20 protein-coding genes and 1 pseudogene are annotated in these 21880 nt (G+C 35.3%); 14 read left to right on the top strand and 7 right to left on the bottom strand.

Annotated elements, in window-relative coordinates:
- Window positions 1–35 precede the first annotated feature (35 nt).
- The 7 genes from menB (at window position 36) to DJ93_RS09810 (ending at window position 6995) form a co-directional block, all read left to right on the top strand.
- On the top strand, window positions 36–854 hold the full coding sequence (menB, locus tag DJ93_RS09840; RefSeq protein WP_000963876.1) for a 1,4-dihydroxy-2-naphthoyl-CoA synthase: 819 nt from the start codon (window positions 36–38) through the stop codon (window positions 852–854).
- A gap of 197 nt (window positions 855–1051) precedes the next feature.
- Window positions 1052–2497 (top strand): o-succinylbenzoate--CoA ligase, encoded by a 1446-nt coding sequence (locus tag DJ93_RS09835; protein ID WP_042980579.1) that lies wholly within the window; start codon window positions 1052–1054, stop codon window positions 2495–2497.
- Window positions 2498–3604 carry an o-succinylbenzoate synthase gene (menC, locus tag DJ93_RS09830; protein ID WP_042980577.1) on the top strand — a complete coding sequence of 369 codons (1107 nt, stop codon included), beginning with the start codon at window positions 2498–2500 and terminating at the stop codon, window positions 3602–3604.
- 160 nt (window positions 3605–3764) lie between these two features.
- Complete coding sequence (locus tag DJ93_RS09825) at window positions 3765–4463, top strand: response regulator transcription factor (protein ID WP_042980576.1); 699 nt, start codon at window positions 3765–3767, stop codon at window positions 4461–4463.
- Window positions 4456–5562: a HAMP domain-containing sensor histidine kinase gene (locus DJ93_RS09820; RefSeq protein ID WP_042980575.1), complete on the top strand. Its 1107-nt coding sequence runs from the start codon at window positions 4456–4458 to the stop codon at window positions 5560–5562. Before DJ93_RS09825 ends, DJ93_RS09820 begins: the two co-directional genes overlap by 8 nt.
- Window positions 5563–5644: 82 nt before the next feature.
- Window positions 5645–6505 carry a M15 family metallopeptidase gene (locus DJ93_RS09815; RefSeq protein WP_042980574.1) on the top strand — a complete coding sequence of 287 codons (861 nt, stop codon included), beginning with the start codon at window positions 5645–5647 and terminating at the stop codon, window positions 6503–6505.
- A gap of 301 nt (window positions 6506–6806) precedes the next feature.
- On the top strand, window positions 6807–6995 hold the full coding sequence (locus DJ93_RS09810; protein WP_042980573.1) for a YjcZ family sporulation protein: 189 nt from the start codon (window positions 6807–6809) through the stop codon (window positions 6993–6995).
- Window positions 6996–7049: 54 nt separating this feature from the next.
- Here DJ93_RS09810 and DJ93_RS09805 read toward each other — a convergent pair whose 3' ends face one another.
- The 6 genes and pseudogenes from DJ93_RS09805 to DJ93_RS09780 form a co-directional block, all read right to left on the bottom strand.
- A complete protein-coding gene (locus DJ93_RS09805) occupies window positions 7050–9026 on the bottom strand; it encodes an FtsX-like permease family protein (RefSeq protein ID WP_042980572.1) in 1977 nt (658 codons plus the stop codon).
- Window positions 9023–9775, bottom strand: a complete 753-nt coding sequence (locus tag DJ93_RS09800; protein ID WP_042980571.1) for an ABC transporter ATP-binding protein — start codon at window positions 9773–9775, stop codon at window positions 9023–9025. The genes DJ93_RS09805 and DJ93_RS09800 overlap by 4 nt, the downstream gene beginning before the upstream one ends.
- 20 nt (window positions 9776–9795) lie before the next feature.
- The gene (locus tag DJ93_RS09795) at window positions 9796–11751 is read right to left on the bottom strand and encodes an FtsX-like permease family protein (protein ID WP_042980570.1); all 1956 of its coding nucleotides are present in this window, start codon (window positions 11749–11751) and stop codon (window positions 9796–9798) included.
- Window positions 11752–12080: 329 nt separating this feature from the next.
- Window positions 12081–12621 (bottom strand): annotated as a pseudogene (locus DJ93_RS30330) (FtsX-like permease family protein); the annotation flags it as partial.
- A gap of 94 nt (window positions 12622–12715) precedes the next feature.
- Window positions 12716–13738, bottom strand: a complete 1023-nt coding sequence (locus tag DJ93_RS09785) for a sensor histidine kinase (protein ID WP_042980568.1) — start codon at window positions 13736–13738, stop codon at window positions 12716–12718.
- Between the two features lie 2 nt (window positions 13739–13740).
- Window positions 13741–14436, bottom strand: a complete 696-nt coding sequence (locus DJ93_RS09780) for a response regulator transcription factor (protein WP_042980567.1) — start codon at window positions 14434–14436, stop codon at window positions 13741–13743.
- Window positions 14437–14644: 208 nt separating this feature from the next.
- Here DJ93_RS09780 and DJ93_RS09775 point away from each other — a divergent pair, with 208 nt between their 5' ends.
- Genes DJ93_RS09775 through DJ93_RS09765 form a run of 3 tightly spaced genes read left to right on the top strand, consistent with a single transcriptional unit; the run spans window position 14645 to window position 16223 of the window.
- Window positions 14645–14917, top strand: a complete 273-nt coding sequence (locus DJ93_RS09775) for an autorepressor SdpR family transcription factor (RefSeq protein WP_001070538.1) — start codon at window positions 14645–14647, stop codon at window positions 14915–14917.
- Window positions 14914–15549: an SdpI family protein gene (locus DJ93_RS09770; protein ID WP_042980566.1), complete on the top strand. Its 636-nt coding sequence runs from the start codon at window positions 14914–14916 to the stop codon at window positions 15547–15549. Before DJ93_RS09775 ends, DJ93_RS09770 begins: the two co-directional genes overlap by 4 nt.
- Before the next feature lie 38 nt (window positions 15550–15587).
- Complete coding sequence (locus tag DJ93_RS09765; RefSeq protein ID WP_042980565.1) at window positions 15588–16223, top strand: SdpI family protein; 636 nt, start codon at window positions 15588–15590, stop codon at window positions 16221–16223.
- A 42-nt stretch (window positions 16224–16265) separates the two neighbouring features.
- Here the strand turns inward: DJ93_RS09765 and DJ93_RS09760 are convergent, their stop codons facing one another.
- Window positions 16266–17138 carry an AraC family transcriptional regulator gene (locus tag DJ93_RS09760; RefSeq protein ID WP_042980564.1) on the bottom strand — a complete coding sequence of 291 codons (873 nt, stop codon included), beginning with the start codon at window positions 17136–17138 and terminating at the stop codon, window positions 16266–16268.
- A gap of 462 nt (window positions 17139–17600) precedes the next feature.
- On the opposite strand from DJ93_RS09760, the gene DJ93_RS09755 reads away from it, so the two are divergent.
- The 4 genes from DJ93_RS09755 (at window position 17601) to DJ93_RS09740 (ending at window position 21626) form a co-directional block, all read left to right on the top strand.
- On the top strand, window positions 17601–18371 hold the full coding sequence (locus DJ93_RS09755) for an ABC transporter ATP-binding protein (protein ID WP_042980562.1): 771 nt from the start codon (window positions 17601–17603) through the stop codon (window positions 18369–18371).
- Window positions 18358–20307: an ABC transporter permease gene (locus tag DJ93_RS09750; protein ID WP_042980560.1), complete on the top strand. Its 1950-nt coding sequence runs from the start codon at window positions 18358–18360 to the stop codon at window positions 20305–20307. Before DJ93_RS09755 ends, DJ93_RS09750 begins: the two co-directional genes overlap by 14 nt.
- A 144-nt stretch (window positions 20308–20451) precedes the next feature.
- Entirely contained in the window at window positions 20452–21030 is a 579-nt protein-coding gene (locus DJ93_RS09745) for a class I SAM-dependent methyltransferase (protein ID WP_042980559.1), read from the top strand.
- On the top strand, window positions 21030–21626 hold the full coding sequence (locus DJ93_RS09740; protein WP_042980558.1) for a DedA family protein: 597 nt from the start codon (window positions 21030–21032) through the stop codon (window positions 21624–21626). Before DJ93_RS09745 ends, DJ93_RS09740 begins: the two co-directional genes overlap by 1 nt.
- Window positions 21627–21880 lie beyond the last annotated feature (254 nt).

Raw genomic sequence — 21880 nt, 5'->3', positions numbered from 1 at the left:
AGAGGAGATCAGAAATATACAAGGAGGTAGTAGTAATGGCTATTGAATGGGTAAAAGAAGGCAATTACGAAGATATTATTTATTCAACATACAATGGTATCGCAAAGATTTCGATTAACCGCCCTGAAGTACATAACGCATTCCGTCCTAAAACGGTAATGGAGTTAATCGATGCTTTTGCACACGCTCGTGATGATGCAAATGTTGGCGTTATCATTTTAACAGGTGAAGGTGGACGTGCATTCTGTTCTGGCGGCGATCAAAAAGTTCGCGGTCATGGTGGATATGTAGGTGACGACCAAATTCCTCGTTTAAACGTATTAGACTTACAACGTCTAATTCGCGCAATTCCTAAACCAGTTATCGCAATGGTAGCAGGTTATGCAATCGGTGGTGGACACGTACTTCATATCGTATGTGACTTAACAATCGCTGCAGACAACGCTGTATTCGGACAAACAGGTCCTAAAGTAGGAAGCTTTGACGGTGGATACGGAGCTGGTTACTTAGCTCGTATGGTAGGCCATAAGAAAGCTCGCGAAATTTGGTACCTATGCCGTCAATACAACGCTCAAGAAGCGCTTGATATGGGTTTAGTAAACACAGTTGTACCATTAGAGCAACTTGAAGCAGAAACAGTACAATGGGCACAAGAAATCTTAGCAAACAGCCCAATGGCACTTCGTTTCCTAAAAGCTGCATTCAACGCAGACACAGACGGTCTAGCTGGTATTCAACAACTAGCTGGAGACGCAACGTTATTGTACTACACAACTGACGAAGCAAAAGAAGGTCGCGACGCGTTCAAAGAAAAACGCAGTCCGGACTTCGGTCAATTCCCTCGTTTCCCGTGATCAAAAGCGGAAGCGGCTCGTTCAGAATGTGAGGGGGATGGAGCTTCTGACAAAGAGGCGCTTTTTGCTTCGTAGGAAGAAGTGAAGCCACCGAACATTCTAGCCGCTGTAGCTGGATGTCTCAAAAGCGGAAACAAAACAACTAAGAGACTTGATTTCATATCAAGTCTCTTTCTTTCATGAAAGGAGAATGAATGATGGAGACGATGCCCAATTGGTTAATGCAACGTGCATTTTTAACACCAGATCGAACTGCAATTGAAATAGAAGAGGAGAAGGTTACCTTTTTAGCGTTGCATGAAAAAGTAGTATCTGTTTGTGAACACCTTTCGCACGTAGGAGTGAAGAAAGGTCAAAAGGTGGCTGTTCTGATGAAAAATGGTATGGAGATGATTACAGTTATTCACGCCTTATCGTACGTAGGTGCAGTAACTGTACTTTTAAATACGCGTCTTTCAAGAGAAGAGCTACTTTGGCAAATGAGTGATGCTGAAGTTGTTTGTTTAGTAACGGATCAAACATTTCGTGCAGAAAGCATGCCGGTATATTTATTTGCTGAAGTGATGAATGGACCGAAAGCAGAAGCATTTATACAAGAAGAATTCGCCTTAGAAGAAGCGATGACAATTATTTATACGTCAGGGACGACAGGAAAACCGAAAGGCGTTATTTTAACGTATGGTAATCATTGGGCAAGCGCAGTTGGTTCTTCACTTAATTTAGGTCTTCGTGAGGATGATTGCTGGTTAGCTTGTATGCCAATGTTCCATGTTGGCGGATTATCTCTTTTAATGAAAAACATTATGTACGGTATGCGTATTTTACTCGTTCCGAAATATGATGCTAATTTCATTCATGAAGCACTTCAAACGAGAGGTGTTACGATTATTTCTGTCGTTTCTAAAATGTTAACAGATCTTTTAGACCGACTTGGAGAAGGAACATATCCATCTTCTTTACGATGCATGTTACTTGGAGGAGGTCCAGCACCGAAACCATTATTAGAAACGTGTGTAGAAAAAGAGATTCCTGTTTATCAAACGTACGGAATGACAGAAACGTCTTCGCAAATTTGTACGTTATCCGCAGATTATATGTTAACGAAAGTAGGGTCAGCGGGGAAACCATTATTTCAATGTCAGCTTCGCATTGAAAAAGATGGCGTCGTAGTACTGCCTCATACTGAAGGAGAAATTGTTGTAAAAGGACCGAATGTAACACGTGGTTACTTTAACCGTGAAGGTGCAACGCGGGAAACCATTCAAAATGGATGGCTTCATACTGGTGATCTCGGTTATTTAGATGAAGAAGGATTTTTATATGTTTTAGATCGCCGCAGTGATTTAATTATTTCTGGTGGGGAAAATATTTATCCAGCTCAAATTGAAGAGGTGTTGCTTGCTCATCCAGTAGTGGCAGAAGCAGGTGTTGTTGGAATGAAAGATGAAAAGTGGGGACAAGTTCCAGCTGTCTTTATTGTGAAAACTGGTGACGTAACAGAAGAGGAGATTATCCATTTTTGTGAAGAAAAATTGGCGAAATATAAAGTACCAAAGAAAGTGTGTTTCCTAGAGGAATTACCCCGTAATGCTTCGAAAAAATTGTTAAGACGAGAGTTAAGACAATTGCTGGAGGAGATGTAAGTGGAGATAAAAAAGGCAACACTTTATATAACGGAAATGCCACTTGTCATTCCGTTTACTGCAAGTTACGGAACTTACGAAAAGCGTGAGAGTATTGTCATTGAATTAGAAGATACGAATGGATACGTTGGGTTTGGTGAAGTTGTTGCATTTTCTGAGCCTTGGTATACGGAAGAAACAGTGAAGACTGCGCTACATGTACTTCAGGATTTTTTATTACCTGATTTATTGAAAGCTGAAATTTCACATCCGAATGAAATATCGTCTTTGTTTCAGCATATAAAGAGAAACCGAATGGCAAAGGCGGGAATTGAAGGAGCTGTTTGGGATTTATATGCGAAGCGTCAAAAACAATCGTTAGCGACATTACTTGGTGGAACTAGGCCTGAAATTGAAGTGGGTGTTGTGATTGGGATCAATACAATTCCTATTATGTTAAAACAAATCGAGAAGTACGCGGAAGAAGGATACGAGCGCTTTAAAGTGAAAATAAAGCCAGAACATGATTACGAATTGCTGAAAGAAATTCGTAAAGAGTTTCCGAATATCCCATTAATGGCTGATGCAAACTCAGCGTACACATTAGAGGATACTGACAAGCTCAAAAGATTAGATGAATTCCGGCTTATGATGATTGAACAGCCGTTAGCAGATTATGATTTTCTCGATCATGCAGAATTACAAAAGAAAATGGAAACACCGATTTGTTTAGACGAAAGCATTCATAGTCTAGAAGATGCACACGTTGCGATTACACTTGGCAGTTGCCAAATCGTCAATATTAAGCCGGGGCGAGTGGGCGGCTTAACAGAGGCGGTTCAAATTCATGATTATTGCATGGAGCATAACATACCAGTTTGGTGTGGCGGTATGGTAGAGATGGGGATTTCACGAGCGCAAAATGTTGCTCTTGCTTCATTGCCTAACTTTACGATTCCAGGAGATATATCTGCTTCTAGTAGACATTGGGAGAAGGATATTATTTCGCCAGAAGTGACGCTTAAAGATGGGAAAGTGATTGTACCGCAAAGTATTGATACTGAGTATGAAGTAGAACGCGGAAGACTGGAAGAAATTACGAGGCAGCGGATTGTGATTGAGCAGTAGGTTTGTCGCTTAGTATCGAAACGTCGATATATTCCATTTTGTGTTGATATAATTTTATTTACTTAGGTTACTCTTATGAGTAACCTTTTCTTATTGTACAAATTGGATAGACTAGTTTACAATCGAGCGTATGAAAATGGAATGGAGTAGGGGGAATAAAATGAAGCGAATTTCAATTTTAATAGCTGATGATGAGGCGGAAATTGCTGACTTAATTGAGATACATTTAGAAAAAGAAGGTTATCATGTTGTGAAAGCCTCTGATGGAGAAGAAGCAGTTCATGTTATTCAATCTCAGCCAATTGACCTAGTGGTTTTAGATATTATGATGCCGAAAATGGATGGTTATGAAGTGACGCGTCAAATTCGCGCCAAACATCATATGCCGATCATTTTCTTAAGTGCGAAGACATCTGATTTTGATAAGGTGACAGGTCTTGTACTAGGCGCGGACGATTATATGACGAAGCCTTTCACACCAATTGAATTAGTTGCGCGTGTAAATGCACAACTACGCCGATTTCTTACATTAAATCAACCGAGAGTCGAGGAGAATAAATCCGCTTTAGAAGTAGGCGGAGTCGTTATTGATCCTGAGCAAAGAACGGTAAGTGTGTACGGAGAGAAAATTGAGTTAACACCAAAAGAATTTGATATTTTATATTTATTAGCGAGTCATCCGAAGAAAGTGTATAGTGTGGAAAATATATTTCAGCAAGTATGGGCAGAAGGTTATTACGAAGGCGGAAATACAGTTATGGTACACATTCGTACGCTGCGGAAAAAGCTTGGGGAAGATAAAAGAAAGAATAAGTTAATAAAAACAGTATGGGGAGTAGGTTATACTTTCAATGGCTAAAATGATGAGAAGTTTTCGCTCGAAGATGATTATGCTGTTTGCGTTAAGTATGATACTAGCAGCTGGCGTAACGTATATGATTTATGAAGGATTACGGCTCTATTATAAATTAGTAGTTCGTTATGAGGATCCTTTAGCTCAATTTCGCTCCGTTATAAGAGCAATTGGGGATATTAATTTCTTTTTACTTATATTTATCCCTCTATCCATTGTGTTTTTCTTCTTTCTTACTAGACCGTATTTAAAATATTTTAATGAGATTTCTAATGGAATTCATCACCTTGCGAACGGTGATTTTACAAATCAAGTTCAAATTTCATCAAGTGATGAGTTCGGGAATATCGCGCGTGAAATTAATGTAGCGAGTGAAAAATTAAAAGAAGCGGTTGAAAGAGGAGACTTTGCAGAAAGTAGTAAAGATCAGCTCGTTGTTAACTTAGCTCATGATTTAAGAACGCCATTAACATCTGTTTTAGGTTATTTAGATTTAATTCTTAAAGATGAGAAATTGACGAAGGAACAAATTAAACATTTTTCCACGATTGCGTTTACGAAATCTCAACGACTCGAAAGTTTGATTGATGAATTATTTGAAATAACGAGAATGAATTATGGTATGTTGAAGCTTGAAAAAAGACCAATTGATATAAGTGAATTACTCATACAGTTAGATGAAGAATTATATCCATTATTAGAAAAAAAGGATTTAGAAGCTAGATTGAATGTTAATCCTCATTTACCGATTAACGGTGATGGGAAATTACTAGCGAGAGTATTTGAAAATCTTTTAACGAATGCCATTCGCTATGGGTATGATGGACAATTTGTTGATATGAATGGATATATTGATCATGAAGAAGTTGTTGTACAAATTATTAATTACGGAGATAGCATTCCAGAAGAGAATTTACCATATTTATTTGATATGTTTTATACAGGTGATAAAGCTAGAACAGAGCAACAAGACGGAACAGGTCTTGGATTATTTATCGCTAAAAATATTATTGAGCAGCATAATGGGACAATCACTGCTGAAAGTAATGTAATTCGAACAGTATTTGAAGTGAGATTGCCAAAAGAAGAGAGCTTACCAATTTAATAAAAATTTAAACTTTACCCCACTTTTTATTTTAATAGTTTTTTCTATTCTATACGTATGTTAGGTCAAGGAGGAACTAGAAATGAAAAAGTGGGTATTTATTTCTCTTTTTATATTATGTACAGTCTGTGTAGGCTTTTATATATCACCATTATTTCAAAAGGAGATCGATGTTAAAATTGCAGAAAAAGATAATAAGGTAAAATCGGCGAATACTGAAAAGATAGAGATTACAGAAGAACAAATTTATAAAGGGGATCTATTATTAGTTAATAAAGATTACCCGGTTAAGAAAGATAGCATTAGGTCTGATATTATAAATGTAAATCACAATAGTGAATTAGTAAGAGGCTATGTGATATTTGATAGAAATCTTCACTTATCAAAGGATGTTGTGAAAAAGTTTTTGAACGTTGTCGATGCAGCTGGAAAAGATGGGGTACAGCATTTCGTAATGAGTAGCGGGTATCGAGATTTTAAAGAGCAAAGCAAATTATATAAAGAAATGGGATCAGACTATGCACTTCCAGCAGGATATAGTGAACATAATTTAGGGTTATCGCTGGATGTTGGATCAACTCAAAAGAAAATGGAGAAAGCTCCTGAAGGTAAATGGGTGGAAGAGAATGTATGGAAGTACGGTTTTGTGTTACGCTACCCGAAAAATAAAAGTAGCATTACAGGCATTCAATATGAGCCATGGCACATTCGTTATGTCGGTTTACCACATAGCGCAATTATGCAAAAAAAGAAAATTTCGTTAGAGGAATATTTGGACTTCTTAAAAGAAGAAAAAGAAGTTTCAACTGATGTGGAAGGGAAGAAATATACGGTTTCTTATTATAAAGTTTCAGAGAGTATCAATGTTAATGTTCCTGTAAATAAGCAGTATGAACTTTCGGGGGACAATATGGATGGAGTCATTGTGACGATTCATGAATAGAGAAGGAAGCTATCTGGAGTAGATAGCTTTTTAATTATTTATATTTAAGGCATGGACTGTGTTTGAGATATTATTATCATGTATTGCCTTTGGTTTTGCGCTTTTACTTAATAGGTTTATTTAGACGAAGGGGATACCTCATTACAGGTATCCTTTTTTATATTAAGCCCTTTTCGTAAAACAAGCCTGTTTTTGGGTGGGGCAAGCTTCGGATTTACCCTGAAAACATAATATAAATTGAATCCCCTCATTTAGAACAAGGTGAACTTGTTACGAATGATACTAAAGGAGGAATAGAGTAATGAGTGAAAAGTGTGAACACAAACATGATCACGGACATGTACGCGGTTGCGGCGGCGGTTTTGCGCTTCTAATCGTATTGTTTATTTTATTAATCATCATCGGTGCTAGCTGCTTCGGTGGCGGTGGCGGTTGTGGTTACGGCGGTTATGGTGGATATGCTGGCGGTTACGGCGGATATTGTTGCTAATTATTTAAAAACTATTGAAAATAGCCTTGTGCGCTTTGCACAAGGCTATTTTATTCAAATCTTAATATGCTGTGATAATTTATTAATGTAAAGAGATCGGATTAAGAAGAAGAAAATAATCTCGATAATCCCAAATAAAGTGAGTATGATTACTAACTCTTTAAGTAAAGAGAAAGCAAGCATGTTTTGTAAAAACTGAATTGCAAATACTGTATGAATACCAGCGACGATATATGGCACAAAAAATAAAATCCCTAATTGAATTGTCGCAGAACGAAACATTTCTGATTCTGTTAATCCAAGTTTTGTAATGGTAATATATTTTTGTTTTTCAGCCGTTAAGTCATTGTACATACGGAAATATAAAACACTAGCTGCACCGATAAAGAAAATAAAGCCAAGAAATGCCCAAATAAAGAATTGAGCAACGGCATTTTCTTTACTATGGATTAATTCATCACTAGCCGTATAAATATCAAATGGTTTGCGAACGTATTCCTCGTCTTTATGTGCTTCATAGAAGTTGTGTGCATCATTATTGATGCTCTGTAATATATTTTGTGTCGGAACAATCGTATCTTCCCAATTCTCCACGAAGTAGTTATAAATTGTAATTGTTTCAATATGAGGAATCATATTTTCAATTACGTCATCTTGCATAACAATTACATGGGGCAATGCAAAGGATGGTTCTACCCCTTTATTAATAAATCCTTTAATATGAAATTCTTTTTTATTAGATTCCAGTGTAATTGTATTTTGTTTTGCAAATGGGTTTGATACAAGATTTAATAGTTCTGGCGAATAGCGAGAAATAATATAAACTTCTGTAGAATCAAGAGTGATTTCTGGTTTCTTTAATTGTTTAGCAACTGCATTATAATCACTCATTTTCATAATTGCAATTTCTTCTTTTAAAGCTATATCTTTTAAAACTGTAAGCTTATACTTTTTATATTGAAAATTAGCATTTGTGAGCTCAGTTTCAATTGTAGCAGTGTGCTTTTGTTCAAGTGAATTGTCACCTTCTATTGTATACGTGAAGGGAACAGGATATTGTTCTAGTATCGATGCTTTCGTATGATTATTTGCAGCGAATAACCCGATAATGATTGTAAATGCAAGTGCAGATAACATGGAAACGATAAAGAGTACATTAATATTGCTACGAGTACGAGCAACTAAATCGGAAACCCATAGCATGTTGATTTGTCTCATATAAAACTTTCTTCTCTTTTTTAAAATAAATATAAAGAGAAGAAATGTTTGCGAAAAGAATAAATATGTTCCGATTGCTACGAGTGGCAAAATTGATAACATAATAAGGTATACAGAACCATTTTGTACGTTTTTTTCTGTTACGTAGCCTTGCGGGTAACCGGCAATATAATAGCATAGTCCTAAACAAGTTAAAGCAAATAAAGAAATGAGTATAGACGGCCTTTTTTCTGTTTTTATTTTTGTATTATTTTTAATGAGACGGACTGTTTTACGTGTTCGAATGAACATAGGAGTAAACGTAGAAACGATAAAAAATAAAATGATAAAAGTTACTGTTGTAACAATAATTGCCTCTGTAGGCCAATACAAATATAGGCCTTCGGCACTTGTTAATTTAGAAGTAACTAATAAGAAGAAATTAGAAAAGACAAGGCCGCCTTGAATACCCACAAAGATAGCTAATATTCCAATAATCATATTCTCAGTAAATAATAGTCGTTTTAATTGTTTTTTTGAGATACCAAGGATAGTTAGTATCCCAAATTGTTGTTTCCGAACATTTAAAAATGTTCCGATTGAATATAGGAGAAAAAAGAACGAGAACATAATGATAACAAACTGAGCTGTACTAGCTAAGTTCATCAGAGGATTACGCTCTTGAAAGTTTTGGACGTTTTGGAAACGTGGATGATACGCATATACGGTAAACGAAAAGAAAACCATTATAGAAAATGCACTGCTTACAAAATAAGCGAAATATGCTTTGGAATTGCGAGAGACATTTTTAAATGCGAATTGCCAAAATGTCATCCACGTCTTCCTCCTAATAATGCGAGAACATCTAATATTTCTTGATAAAATTTCTCGCGATATAATCCGCGGTGTAGTTCGTTGTAAAGCGCACCATCTTTAATGAAAATAACACGGTTACAATAACTTGCTGCAAACGGATCGTGAGTAACCATTAAAATTGTGGCATTTTCTTCTTTATTTAACTTCGTAAATAACTCCATTACATCAATTGCTGCTTTAGAATCTAAGTTTCCTGTCGGTTCATCAGCGAGTAAAAGAGACGGATGATGAATAACGGCACGCGCTACTGCAGTACGCTGCGCTTGTCCCCCTGAAACTTCAAAAATACGCTTGTCTAAAATATGATCAATTCCAAGTTTTTTAGAAATAGAATCAAGCTTTTCGTCCATTTCCTTTAAAGGAACATTATCTAACGTCAATGGTAATACGATATTCTCACCAATCGTTAACGTATCTAATAAATTAAAGTTTTGAAAAACAAACCCTAATTCTTGGCGACGGAAAATCGCTAACTTTTCTCTACGGAATGTGTGCGGTTGTTTTCCGTTAATAACTACATCTCCAGAAGTAGGTGAGTCGATTGTGGAAATAACGTTTAAAAATGTGGATTTACCACTTCCAGACGGTCCCATAATCGCAACGAATTCACCTTTATCTACGTGTAAATTAATATTTTTTAATGCAGTATGAGGGACCTTTCCCTCATACACTTTTGAGACATTTTTAATGTGTAATACTTCTTCCATAACAATCACCTTTCTATTTCTTAAAGCTTAATATGTTGTGATAATTTTTGCATATAAAGGGAACGAATTAAAAGGAAAAAGATAATTTCCACCGTTCCGAAAATTGTAAGTACGACTGTAATTTCGGCAAATAATGATAGATTTATTATTTCCTGCAGCATTTTTGTCGCAAATATCGTATGGATTGAAGCCATAATATATGGAACAAAGAACAAAATAGCAAGTTGGATAGTAGCGGATTGTTTCATCTCAGTTTCTGTTAAACCGATTTTTGTAACGGTTATGTACTTTTCTTGCTCATTTGTTAAATCCGTATACATGCGGAAGTAAAGGACGCTGCCAGCACCGATAAAGAAAATAACGCCAAGGAAAGTGCCGATTAAGAAGAAGGAGGCGGCATCCAGTTTCGTTTCGTATAGTGAGGCGCTTGCTTCTTTTGCATGGAACGGTGGATGCTCTGCTTGAATCGCTGCATTGTCGTTATTAATTTTTGTTGTAAACGCTGAACCAATATTATGTGCTTTTTCCCAATTTGTAACTTGAAAGCTATATACACTCATCTGTTTTGAAATGATTGATAAGGCTTCTATGTTTTCATCAGATAATACGAGTAATTGCGGTACTAAGCTATTTGGGAAAGGGTTATAACTTTTATATTCTTTCACTTGCAATTGTAAAGAGTTTGGAGCGAGCGTAAGAGTAGTCTTTTTTTCTGTATCATGAATTGCTCCAAAGAATTGGTCATCTAAATCTTTAATAAGGACATAAGCTTCATTATTATTCACAGTGAGAGTTTCCCATTTTAATGCTTTAGCAAGTATATTATAGTCACTTTGTTTAATCGCATGATAAGGTTGTGAATTTTGTTCTGTTGGTTCTACTTCATATATGTTTGTTTTAAATTTTTTATAAGTAAATTGTTCTTCACTAAATTTTTGTTCTAACCAATTTAAATGTTCCTCAGCTCGTGTATTTTCCGTATGTGATAAATAAGTAAAAGGGAACGGATTGGCTTGTATTGCATCGAATTTTGTGAATTTCCCAAATCCATATAGGAATGTAATCATTGTAAAGGCAAGCGTTGATAGCATGGCTACAATAAAGAGCATGTTAATATTTGTCCGAATGCGCGTTGCTAAATCTGAAATCCAAAGCATATTAATACGTTTCATATAAAACTTTCTTCTTGTCTTTAATATACGAATGAGCAAGAAGCTAATTTGGGAAAAGAAAAAATATGTCCCGGCTGCCACAAGCGATGGAATGAAAAAGATGCTAGAGAGCATATATAAAATCCCGATAACAGTTCCAAGTGAAAGAAAGAATTTTGGGTTTGCCGCTAATACATATCCAGATAGTAAACATGTTGCTCCGAATAGGGAGATGAGTATTGACGGTTTCTTTTCTTTTTGTCTTTTTCCTTCTTTTAAAAGACGTACAGCCTTTCTCGTCCGAATCAGCATGGGTGTAAATGATGATACAAAGATAAAAAGTCCGAGAAAGATTGTAGTTGTTAAAATAATAGCACCTGTAGGCCAATATAAATATAGCCCTGGTATATGTGTAATTTTAGAAGTCACTAATAAAAAGAATTGTGAAAAGACAAGCCCAAATTGAATTCCTACAAAGATGGAAAGGACCCCAATTAACATATTTTCCATAAATACGAGTCGTTTTAGCTGTTTTTGAGATATTCCAAGCACTGTTAAAATCCCAAATTGCTTTTTTCGGACTTTTAAAAATGTACCGATTGAGTATAGTAAAAAGAAAAATGAAAAGAATACAATGACAACTTCTGAAATTGTCATTAATACGCTAAGAGCATAATTCACTTCTGTAGTTTGCAATTTAGGATGAAATAAATAAACTGCAAACGAGAAGAAAATGGCAATGGAAAACGCACTGCTTATAAAATAGGCGAAATAAGCTCTGGCGTTCCGCGTTACGTTTTTAAATGCAAACTGCCAAAATGTCATTCACCTAAACCTCCTAATAGGGTTAACGTGAAAGGAGTATGAGAGGATTTTTCCTCATACTCTTTTACTTTTATGTGTAATACTTTTCCCATAAATCTCACCTTTCTATTGTTTAAATCTTAATATGTTGCGATAACTTTTGCATATAAAGGGAACGAATTAATAGGAAAAAGATAATCTCAATTGTACCAAAAATCGTAAGTACAACCGTGATTTCAGCGAACAATGATGAATTGATAACATCTTGTAGCATCTTTGTTGCAAACATCGTATGGATCAAAGCCATAATGTAAGGAACAAAGAAGAAAATGGCAAGTTGAATTGTTGCTGCTGCCTGATTTTAAAAGACGTACTGCTTTTCTCGTCCGAATCAGCATCGGTGTGAACGCAGATACAACAATAAAGAGACTAAGAAAAAAAATTGTTGTTAAAATGAAAGCGTCCGTCGGCCAGTATAACTATATACCTGGTACATGCGTAATTTTCGCTGTTACTAATAAGAAAAACTGCGAAAAAAAGAGTCCGAACGGCATGCCGAAAAAGGTAGATAAAATACCGATTAACATATTTTCCATGAAAATGAGGCGGCGCAGTTGTTTTCTTGTTATTCCTAAAACGGTTAAAATTCCAAATTGCTTTTACGAACTTTTAAAAATGTACCGATGGAATATAGCAAAAAGAAGAAAAAAAGCATACGATAACAACTTCGGAAAATATCATTAATCCTGAAACGTCAGTTATCATACTGAAGTTTTGTAATTTTGGATGGAATAAATAAACGGCAATTGAAAAGGAACTGCTTACAAAGTAGGAAAAACAACCTCTTGAGTTGCGCGTTACATTTTTAAATGCAAATTGCCAAAATATCATAAACGATACCCCCAGTTAGAAGATATAGAGGTAGTTTTATTGCAAAAAATGTATGAGCGTAAGTTCTCATACATTTTGCTAGCACATGTTATGATTATGTTTCAGTTACCTTCTCTACATTATCTGCTTGATTATTTGCAGCATTGTGGAAGATGATTTTAATCGTCGTTCCTTTACCAACTTCAGAGTCTAGTTTTACAGAATGACCTAAATAATCACAAATTTTACTTACGATATACAGTCCCATACCAGTAGATTCTCCAAATGCACGACCATTTTTCCCAGTGTAAAACGGTTCGAATACTCTTCGAATATCTTCTTGCGGAATACCGACGCCTTCATCACGAACTTCTAAAATAATATCTTTTCCATTTCGATAAGCAGATAAGAAAACTTTCTTTCCACGCTCACCAGAATAACGAACAGCATTTGTCATTAACTGATAAATGATGAATTTTAACCATTTCGCATCAGAAGCAACCTTTAGATCAGAATGAACTTCTAAAACTGGGAAGACGCCATTACGAATGAATAGTTCCTTTAATCCATTAATATTTTTTGTTACAGTATCTTTTAATGAAATCGTCTCAACATGGAAGTCTTCATGGAAGTTATTTAACCTTGCCATGTATAACGCCATATCAAGTCCTTGGTTTAAGCGCTCTAGTTCTTTCTTAAACTTAGGAATTAAATGTTCATCTTCCATTTCAAGCACCATAAGCTGCATGATAGAAACTGGTGTTTTCATTTGATGTACCCAATGGTTAATGAATAATTGATGTTCTTGTTGTTTTACTTCGAATGTTTGTAGTTCTTTTTGGAATAGACGATATTGCGTACGAACGAGCTCATTTACACCGTGGGGCATAGGAGCAGTCGCTCTTTCAATAAACGCATCTTCCATTTTCTCTGGTGGTTCACTTAATCGATGATACATTCTACGATTCCGAACGTAACGATAAGCGAGGAAACAGATAAATAAGTATAAACTTAAAACGATGAAATAAAACTTATTATTTTGAAATCCATCTACTGCATCATAGAGAACGAAAATGATGCCAAAATTTAGTGCATATAATAGAAAAAATACAAAATGATCACGTAAAAATAGCTTCATGCTTATTCACTCCAAGTTGCGTTAAAACGATACCCAAGTCCACGTACTGTTTCAATAGAGTTTTCAATACCGAGCTCATTAAATTTCTTACGAAGACGCGTAATGTTTACGTTTAATGTATTTTCCTCAACGAAGCTTTCATCATCCCATAGGGCAGCTAGTAAATCTTCACGGCTTGCTGTACGAGGGAATTTAGATAATAGCATTTCTGCTAAAATAGCTTCTTTCTTTGTTAAAAGAACTTGCTCAGATCCAAAATGAATTTCTGGACGTTCAGGGAATAATTTTAGCCCCTCTACCTCAACGATACGCTCAGAAATATTTGGTGCATAATCACCATAAATACGACGTAATTGACCTTTAATTTTCGCCATTACAACGTCGTAGTGGAACGGTTTTGTAATGTAATCATCCGCACCGCTTTCAATCGCCATAATTTGTTCCATTTCACCTGCACGTGCAGAAATGAAAATAATTGGACAAGTAGATTCATGACGAATTTGACGGCACCAGTAGAATCCATCAAATTTCGGTAAGTTTACATCAAGTAAAACAAGATGTGGTTTCACCGCGTTAAACGATTCCATAATATCATCGAAATTTTCTGTAACAACAGCTTCATAGCCGTATTTTTGAATGTGAGATTGTAGTAATGATGAAATATTTGGATCGTCTTCAACGATTAAAATTTTGTACATATGTATATTCCTCCTCAAAAAACAATTGTAGCTATAGTGTACCATGTGTTTCACGTCTTTTCATTATGTTGAAATATAAGCTAGTAAACAGTATAGGTCAAAAGTGGAAAAAGTAAAAAGGGACATGGATATAATTGACAATCCGTAGTTTTCGTTTTAATGTTTAGATAAATATCTAAATGTCTAATTAGTGAAAGGAAGAAAGACATTGAACCAAGCATTCAAAGCGTTAGCAGACCCAACAAGGAGAAAAATTTTAGATTTATTAAAAGAAGGTGACTTAACAGCTGGTGAAATTGCCGAACAATTCAACATGACAAAGCCAAGTATTTCTCATCACCTAAATGCGCTTAAAAATGCTGAACTTATTCAAGATGAAAAAAGAGGGCAATTCGTTGTGTATTCTTTAAACACAACTGTATTTCAAGATTTATTGACTTGGGTGTTTACGTTTACGAATAAGGGGGAAGAGGGGAAATGAGGAAGCATGTATTTCCATGGGGGTTAATTCTTACTATTGCAATCGGATGGTATATTGTATGGCCGTATTTGCCGGAGCAAATTCCACGTCATTATAATGCTGAAGGAATGATAGATGGATATTTTTCTAAAGTAGAAGCAAGTTCTTTTTCGATAAGTAGTATGGTGGTGCTTTATATTATATGGTTAGTTATAGGAAATATTGATGTAACGAAAGGTAAACATAAACAGCATGTTAATGTACTTTCTGCAATAAATTATGCCATTCTTTTTATAGGATTTGGCTGTAACATATTTGCGCTATTAGCTGCATCTAATTATATTGATTCAGGATCAATTGCATTTAATTTCGGACTCGGAACAATATTCCTTGTACTCGGTAATTATATGCAACAAACGAAGCCGAATGGTTTAGTAGGAATTCGAATGTACTGGACATTAGAGAACCCTATAGTATGGCGAAAAACACATCGATTTGCTTCAAAGGTATTTGTAATGGGGGCACTATGTATATATGGTGGTGCATTATTTCCAGATCCATTCAATATCTTTATGGCAATTGGAACGATATTAATATGTATTCTCATATCAACATTAAAATCATATTCCATTTATAAAAAAGAAATAGCATAGGATGAGAGGATTTTTTTAAAAAAGGGAGTGCAGGGAAGATGAAAAGACATCTTTTTGCAATTATATTAATTCTTACAACTTGTCTAGCTTGGGCTTTTGCTTGGCCACATTTGCCGGATACAATGACAATTCATTGGAGTGGTGAAGGAGCGAATGGATTTGCTTTAAAGCTTAATGCGATGCTTTTGACACTTGGAATTATGATTGTTGTTTATATTGTATTATCAGTAACCCCAAAGATTGATCCGAAGAAAAAGAATTACGATAAGTTTTCTAAAAGTTATACGATAATGAATTATAGTGTATTATTCGTATTATTCTTAGTAAATATCATTGTAATTGGAGTAGGATTAGGTTATGAAATTCCGATGAATAGTACACCGCATATTATTGTAGGTATTTTATTTATAGTCATAGGAAATTATTTACCACAGTGCAAACCAAATTACTTTGTAGGGATTAAAACACCGTGGACTTTAAGTAACGAAGAAGTATGGCGAAAGACACACCGCTTTAGCGGAAAAGTGTTTGTTGTATTAGGAGTTATTATGATAATAAGTATTTTTGCACCGGTGGCATGGAAATCTTTCTTGATGATTGGAATTATTATCGGTGCAGTAGGACTAACGATGGGATATTCTTATGTTGTTTATAAAAAAGAACTAAAAATGTAAATAAAAGCTGCTTTTCCTTTCATGGAAGAGCAGCTTTATTTTTTATTTCTTCAAAACCGGTATCCAAATTTCACTTTTGAAGTTTGGTGATGTTACATCTTTTTGTTCATTCCATAAAATTTCCGGCCCTTCCGCTAGTTCATAGTTTGAAGAGGGGAACCATTCAGAATAAATACGTCCCCACACATTTTGTAATGCATCAGGAAATGGACCGGCAGCTTCAAACACAGCCCATGTTGAAGCAGGAACTTCAAGTTGTTTGAATGGATTCGGGCAATCTTTCGTTGTGGCCACTCCAATATAGTGATCGAGTTCTCCTTTTTCCTCCATCCTTCCTTCAGAAAAATTAGTAGAAGTACTAATGAGTCCTGTAGGTTCAATATTTGAAAGTGACTTTAATATGTCGATTGATTGGGTGTCTAAGCTTTTCCACATAGAAGCAATTTCTTCATTTACACCGTTGAAAACAATCGGTACTCGCTTTTGTATACCAATGATTCGAAATAGCTCTTTTTCTTCAATTCGATAGTTCATTTCATTTCCTCCTTGAATGGATAGATGGAAGGTCATTGGTGAATAAGCTTTCAGAGCATGCCCAGTATTTCGAGCTTCTGAAGGTGTTATTCCGTGCAAATTTTGAAATGCCCGTGCAAAAGAATCAGGTGAGTTGTATCTATATTTTATAGCGACATCAATGACTTTTACATTGCTATCTTTTAACTCAAAGGCAGCGAGAGTAAGACGTCTACAGCGAATATATTCTGACAGTGATATGCCGCTAAGAAAAGAAAACATTCTTTTAAAATGATATTCGGAGCAGAAAGCTAGTCTTGCTACTTTTTTAAAGTCAATTTCGTTTGTTAGATTGTCTTCAATATACTGCATTGCAGCATTCATGTTTTTTAGTGAATCCATCATATGACCCTCCTTTGTCCCGCTATTTGTGGGCAGTAAGACTCCGACCTAAAAATTCGGCGAATACGAGGAAGTTAGGTGGGAGATCACCTGCCCGTAAAAGCCCGATTGGTGTGGGCTAATAATAAGTGGGGTATGGACAAAACCCCCACTTATTAAAGTTTCACTTTATAAATAGAATAGCAGGAATGAAATAGCCCCACCCGACATTTCGTGCACAACTTTGTAGGGAGAATTTTTTAACCTTACAAAAATGTAATGTTCCTGTAAGGAGAATGAATGGATGGTATGATATCCCAATGTTATAGTAACAAAGTACTTTCATTCATAAAGTTAAGTTTATGTTTCTGCTCCTAATGGGTCTTACATAACTGTCATGTTTGTGTAAGAAACATCGATAGTGGCAAGAGTAGAAGTTATATATAGTAAAAATAGAGAATAGATGAAATGAGGGATGTCGAGATGAAAACAGTGTTAGAAGCAAAAAATATTAAAAAAGTATATGACACAGGTGGTAATACATTTGAAGCGTTAAAAGGCATTAACTTACAAGTGAAAGAAGGTGAGTTCGTTGGAATTATGGGACCTTCTGGTTCTGGTAAGACGACTCTTTTAAATGTTCTTTCCACAATTGATAATGCGACGGACGGTGAAATTTTAATTGATGGAAAAGACATTGTGAAGATGAATGATGATAAGTTGGCGTTATTCCGACGCGATCATTTAGGTTTCATTTTCCAAGATTATAACTTATTAGATACGTTAACGGTGAAAGAGAATATAGCTTTACCTCTTGCGTTATCAAAGGTAAAAGCGAATGAAATCGATCGCCGTGTTCTTGAAATCTCGAAGAAATTCGGTATCGATCATATTTTAAGTCAGTTCCCGTATCAAGTGTCTGGTGGACAGAAGCAGCGCTGCGCGGCATCACGTGCAATCGTTACAAATCCAAGTATGATTTTTGGGGACGAGCCGACAGGAGCGCTTGATTCCAAATCAGCAACAGATTTATTAGAAAGTATGAAGTCATTAAATGAATATGATAATTCTACAATTTTAATGGTAACGCATGATGCGTTTGCGGCGAGTTATTGTAAACGAGTTATTTTCATTAAAGATGGTGAGTTATATAAAGAATTGCACCGAGGCGAATTAACGCGTAAACAATTTTTCCAAAAAGTCGTTGATGTAATGTCTTCCATTTCTGGAGGTATGGCTGATGACCTTATCTAGTATTGCCCTCCGCAACATACAGCGGAACTTTAAAGATTACTTTGTATATTTTGCATCTATGATATTTAGCATCGTCATTTATTTTACATTTAAGGCGTTGCAGTACAATTCACAAATGGAAAAAGCGGCAGAAGGCTCTAAGAAAATTAGTGGGGCATTTCAAGTTTCAAGTGTAATGCTAATCATTTTCGTAGCGGTGTTTATTATATATTCGAATGGTTTCTTTACACGAAAGCGTAAAAAAGAAGTTGGACTCTATTCCTTATTAGGTATTCGTAAAAGACAAATCGGTAAAATGCTCTTTTATGAAAATATGTTAATGGGATTAATGTCTTTAATTATCGGGATTGCGATTGGTAGCATCCTTTCAAAATTATTCCTTGAACTACTAGTAAGCATGATGGGATTAAACTTAAATGTTCATTTTGAAGTGCCGATGGCTGCAATTGTTGATACAGCAATTATTTTCCTTGTGATTATATTGTATACATCACTTCAAGGGTATCGCTTAATTTATCGATTTAAGTTAATTGAACTTTTCCGCGCAGAGCGTGAAGGAGAAGCCATGCCAAAAGGATCAGTAATTATGGCATTAATTTCAGTTTTCCTAATCGGTTCAGGTTATTTCTTAGCATTAATATATGTGAAGGCACTTAAGTATGCAGACTTTATGGTAGTCGCACTTTACATTTTACTTGCGACAGTATTAGGTACGTACTTACTATTTATGTTCTTTACAGTATTCGTATTAAAACGTGCAAGAAATAATAAATCAGCGTTTTATAACGGTATGAATATGGTAACGACGTCACAGTTACTATATCGTATTAAAGGGAATGCAAAGTCACTTGCGACAATTTCTATTTTAAGTGCAGTAACATTAACGGCTGTTGGTACGTCAGTTACGATGTATTACAACACATTTACGCAATCAAAAGCATTTGCGCCATACAGTTATTCTTATGAGAAAAAAGATGCAGAACTTGATAAGAAAGTAAATGCGATTCTTGCTGAAGAGAAAGCGAATCATCCTGTAAAAGATCAATTTGAAATTGAGACGGTTCCTGTAAAAGGGAAGTTTGAAGGAGATAAAGTGGATTTCATCTTTAATATGAACTACAAAATCTCAGAGAAATATCAGTTTATATCCCAGTCAGAATTTAATAAACTTGCTAAAAAAATTGATGTAGAAACAGTGAATGTAGCTACTGATGAAGCATTTATCTATGATAGTTCTTATATTGATGGATATGAATTTAGCCCTCAATATAAAGGAAATAAAGCGGTATTCCAAATTGGAAATGAAACGAAGACATTAACGATTCAAGGTGTAAATAATGTTGCAATTACGAACTTAGGTGAATTAGTTGTTGTCGTTTCAGATGAAATGTATGAGCAAGCGAAGCAAGCATTTGGAACACGTGTTGTAAAAAATATTGATGTAAAAGATGAAAGAAACAGTAAAGTATTAACAGAAAAATTAACAAAAGTGATGCCAGCTGGTGAATCAGAAATGGTACTATCATTTAGAGATTTCTACACTGGTTTCCATATGGGGCTCGAAGGAACGGGACTCATGATGTTCATTGGAATGTTCTTAGGACTTGTATTCTTACTAGCGACAGGATCTATCATTTACTTTAAACAATTAACAGAAGCAAATGCTGATCGTGAGCGTTACGTCGTACTTCGTAAAGTTGGTGTAACGAAACAAGAGATGAAAAAAGCTATTGCAAAACAAGTAAGCTTTATCTTTGCGATTCCGTTAGTAATCGGAATTCTGCATAGCTTATTTGCACTAAAAGGTTTAGCAAACTTATTACCATTTGAAATTATGATCCCGCTCCTTATTAGTATTGGAGTATATGGTGTCATTTATATCGGATATTATTTCTTAACAGTTCGCTCTTATTATAAGATTGTGAGCGCGAAGTAATAACGAAACAGCTATCGCTATAGGCGATAGCTGTTTTTTAAATTCTTTATAAAATCTTAAGAAATCTCCTCAATTTTTATTAAGAAACGATAGTTATACTTAGACACAAGTTAAAAACTATTGAACGAATGGGGAGAAGTTTACATGCAACTCATAACATTCTTAAATGAATTTATTAAACATCCGAAACATACTGGTGCGATTGCGCCAAGTTCAAAAATATTAGCAAAAAAAATGGTAGATGTAATTGATTTTAATATAGCAAAATGCATTGTAGAGCTAGGTCCTGGTACAGGAGCTTTTACGAAAGAAATTATGAAGCGAAAGAAGAAGGAGACAATATTTCTTCTTATTGAAATTAATGAAGTGTTTTTCAAAGAGTTAAAGAGAAAGTTTAAAGATGAGCAGAACGTGATTGTTATACATGGTTCAGCTGAAAATATAAAGAAGTATATGGAAGAGCTAAATATAGAATGTATTGATTACGTCTTATCAGGATTGCCTTTTACTTCTTTACCAGAAGAAGTTTCAATGCGAATTTTAAACAATGTAATGGAAACGATACATGAGAATGGCGAATTTATAACATTTCAATATTCACTTGTGAAAAAAGGATTCATACAGCATTTCTTTCCTGAAATTACGCTGAAAAAAGTATGGCTCAATTTCCCGCCAGCTTACGTCTTTAGCTGTAAAAAAGAGCTAGGGAGGGCGTATGCATAATGGAGTTAAATGAATTATTATCATACATTGAGCAGTACGGTTATGGGGCATTATTTTTCTGTTTATGGCTTGGAATCGTCGGTATGCCGATTCCAGATGAGATGATTGTCATGAGCGGTGGTTTTGTATCGTCATTAGGCATACTAAGTGTAATTCCTGCCTTTTTATTAACCTATTTAGGCGTTGTATCAGGACTTTCGCTAGGATATATACTTGGGAAAGTATTTGGCACAAAAGTACTTGATAAGTTAATGAAAAAGAAAAAAGCAAAGTATCTTATAAAATCGCAAGAGATGGTTGGAAAATACGGTCATTTTGCGTTAGTTACAAGTTATTTTATACCTGTCGTAAGACATATCGTACCGTATTTAGTCGGGATGAATAACATGGCATTTCAAACGTATGCGCTTTATTCATATGTAACAGGATTTGTTTGGACTTTAGTTTACTTCGTGCTTGGCTCTATATTTGGGAAACATATAGAAACGATAGTAGCACTTGCGAACCAGTATGGTATGTGTTTTGGTGGGATCGTTATCGCTATTTCCGGTGTTTCTTATTTGTATGTGAACAAGAGGAAGACAGTAGTGAATTGATTTAGTAGACATGGGGAGCATTAAAATGAGATATAGGAGTTTCCTTCCGATATTTTACTTTTATGAGGGGGATACAACCATGTCATTCATTCTTAGCATTGTTTTCATTTGAGTTATTGTTGGGATAAGAGCAATAGTTTTAAGGATGATGGAGCGACAAAGAAAATTTGTATGTGTATTGTCCTAAATGTGGTCAACGAATTCGAAGGGGGAATTCTGCTCCTTTTTGTTCAAAATGAAATGTAGTAAAGAAT

The sequence above is a fragment of the Bacillus clarus genome (genome assembly GCF_000746925.1).
In the GTDB taxonomy this organism is placed as follows: Bacteria; Bacillota; Bacilli; order Bacillales; family Bacillaceae_G; genus Bacillus_A; species Bacillus_A clarus.
This window is presented reverse-complemented; position numbering and strand designations above follow the sequence as displayed.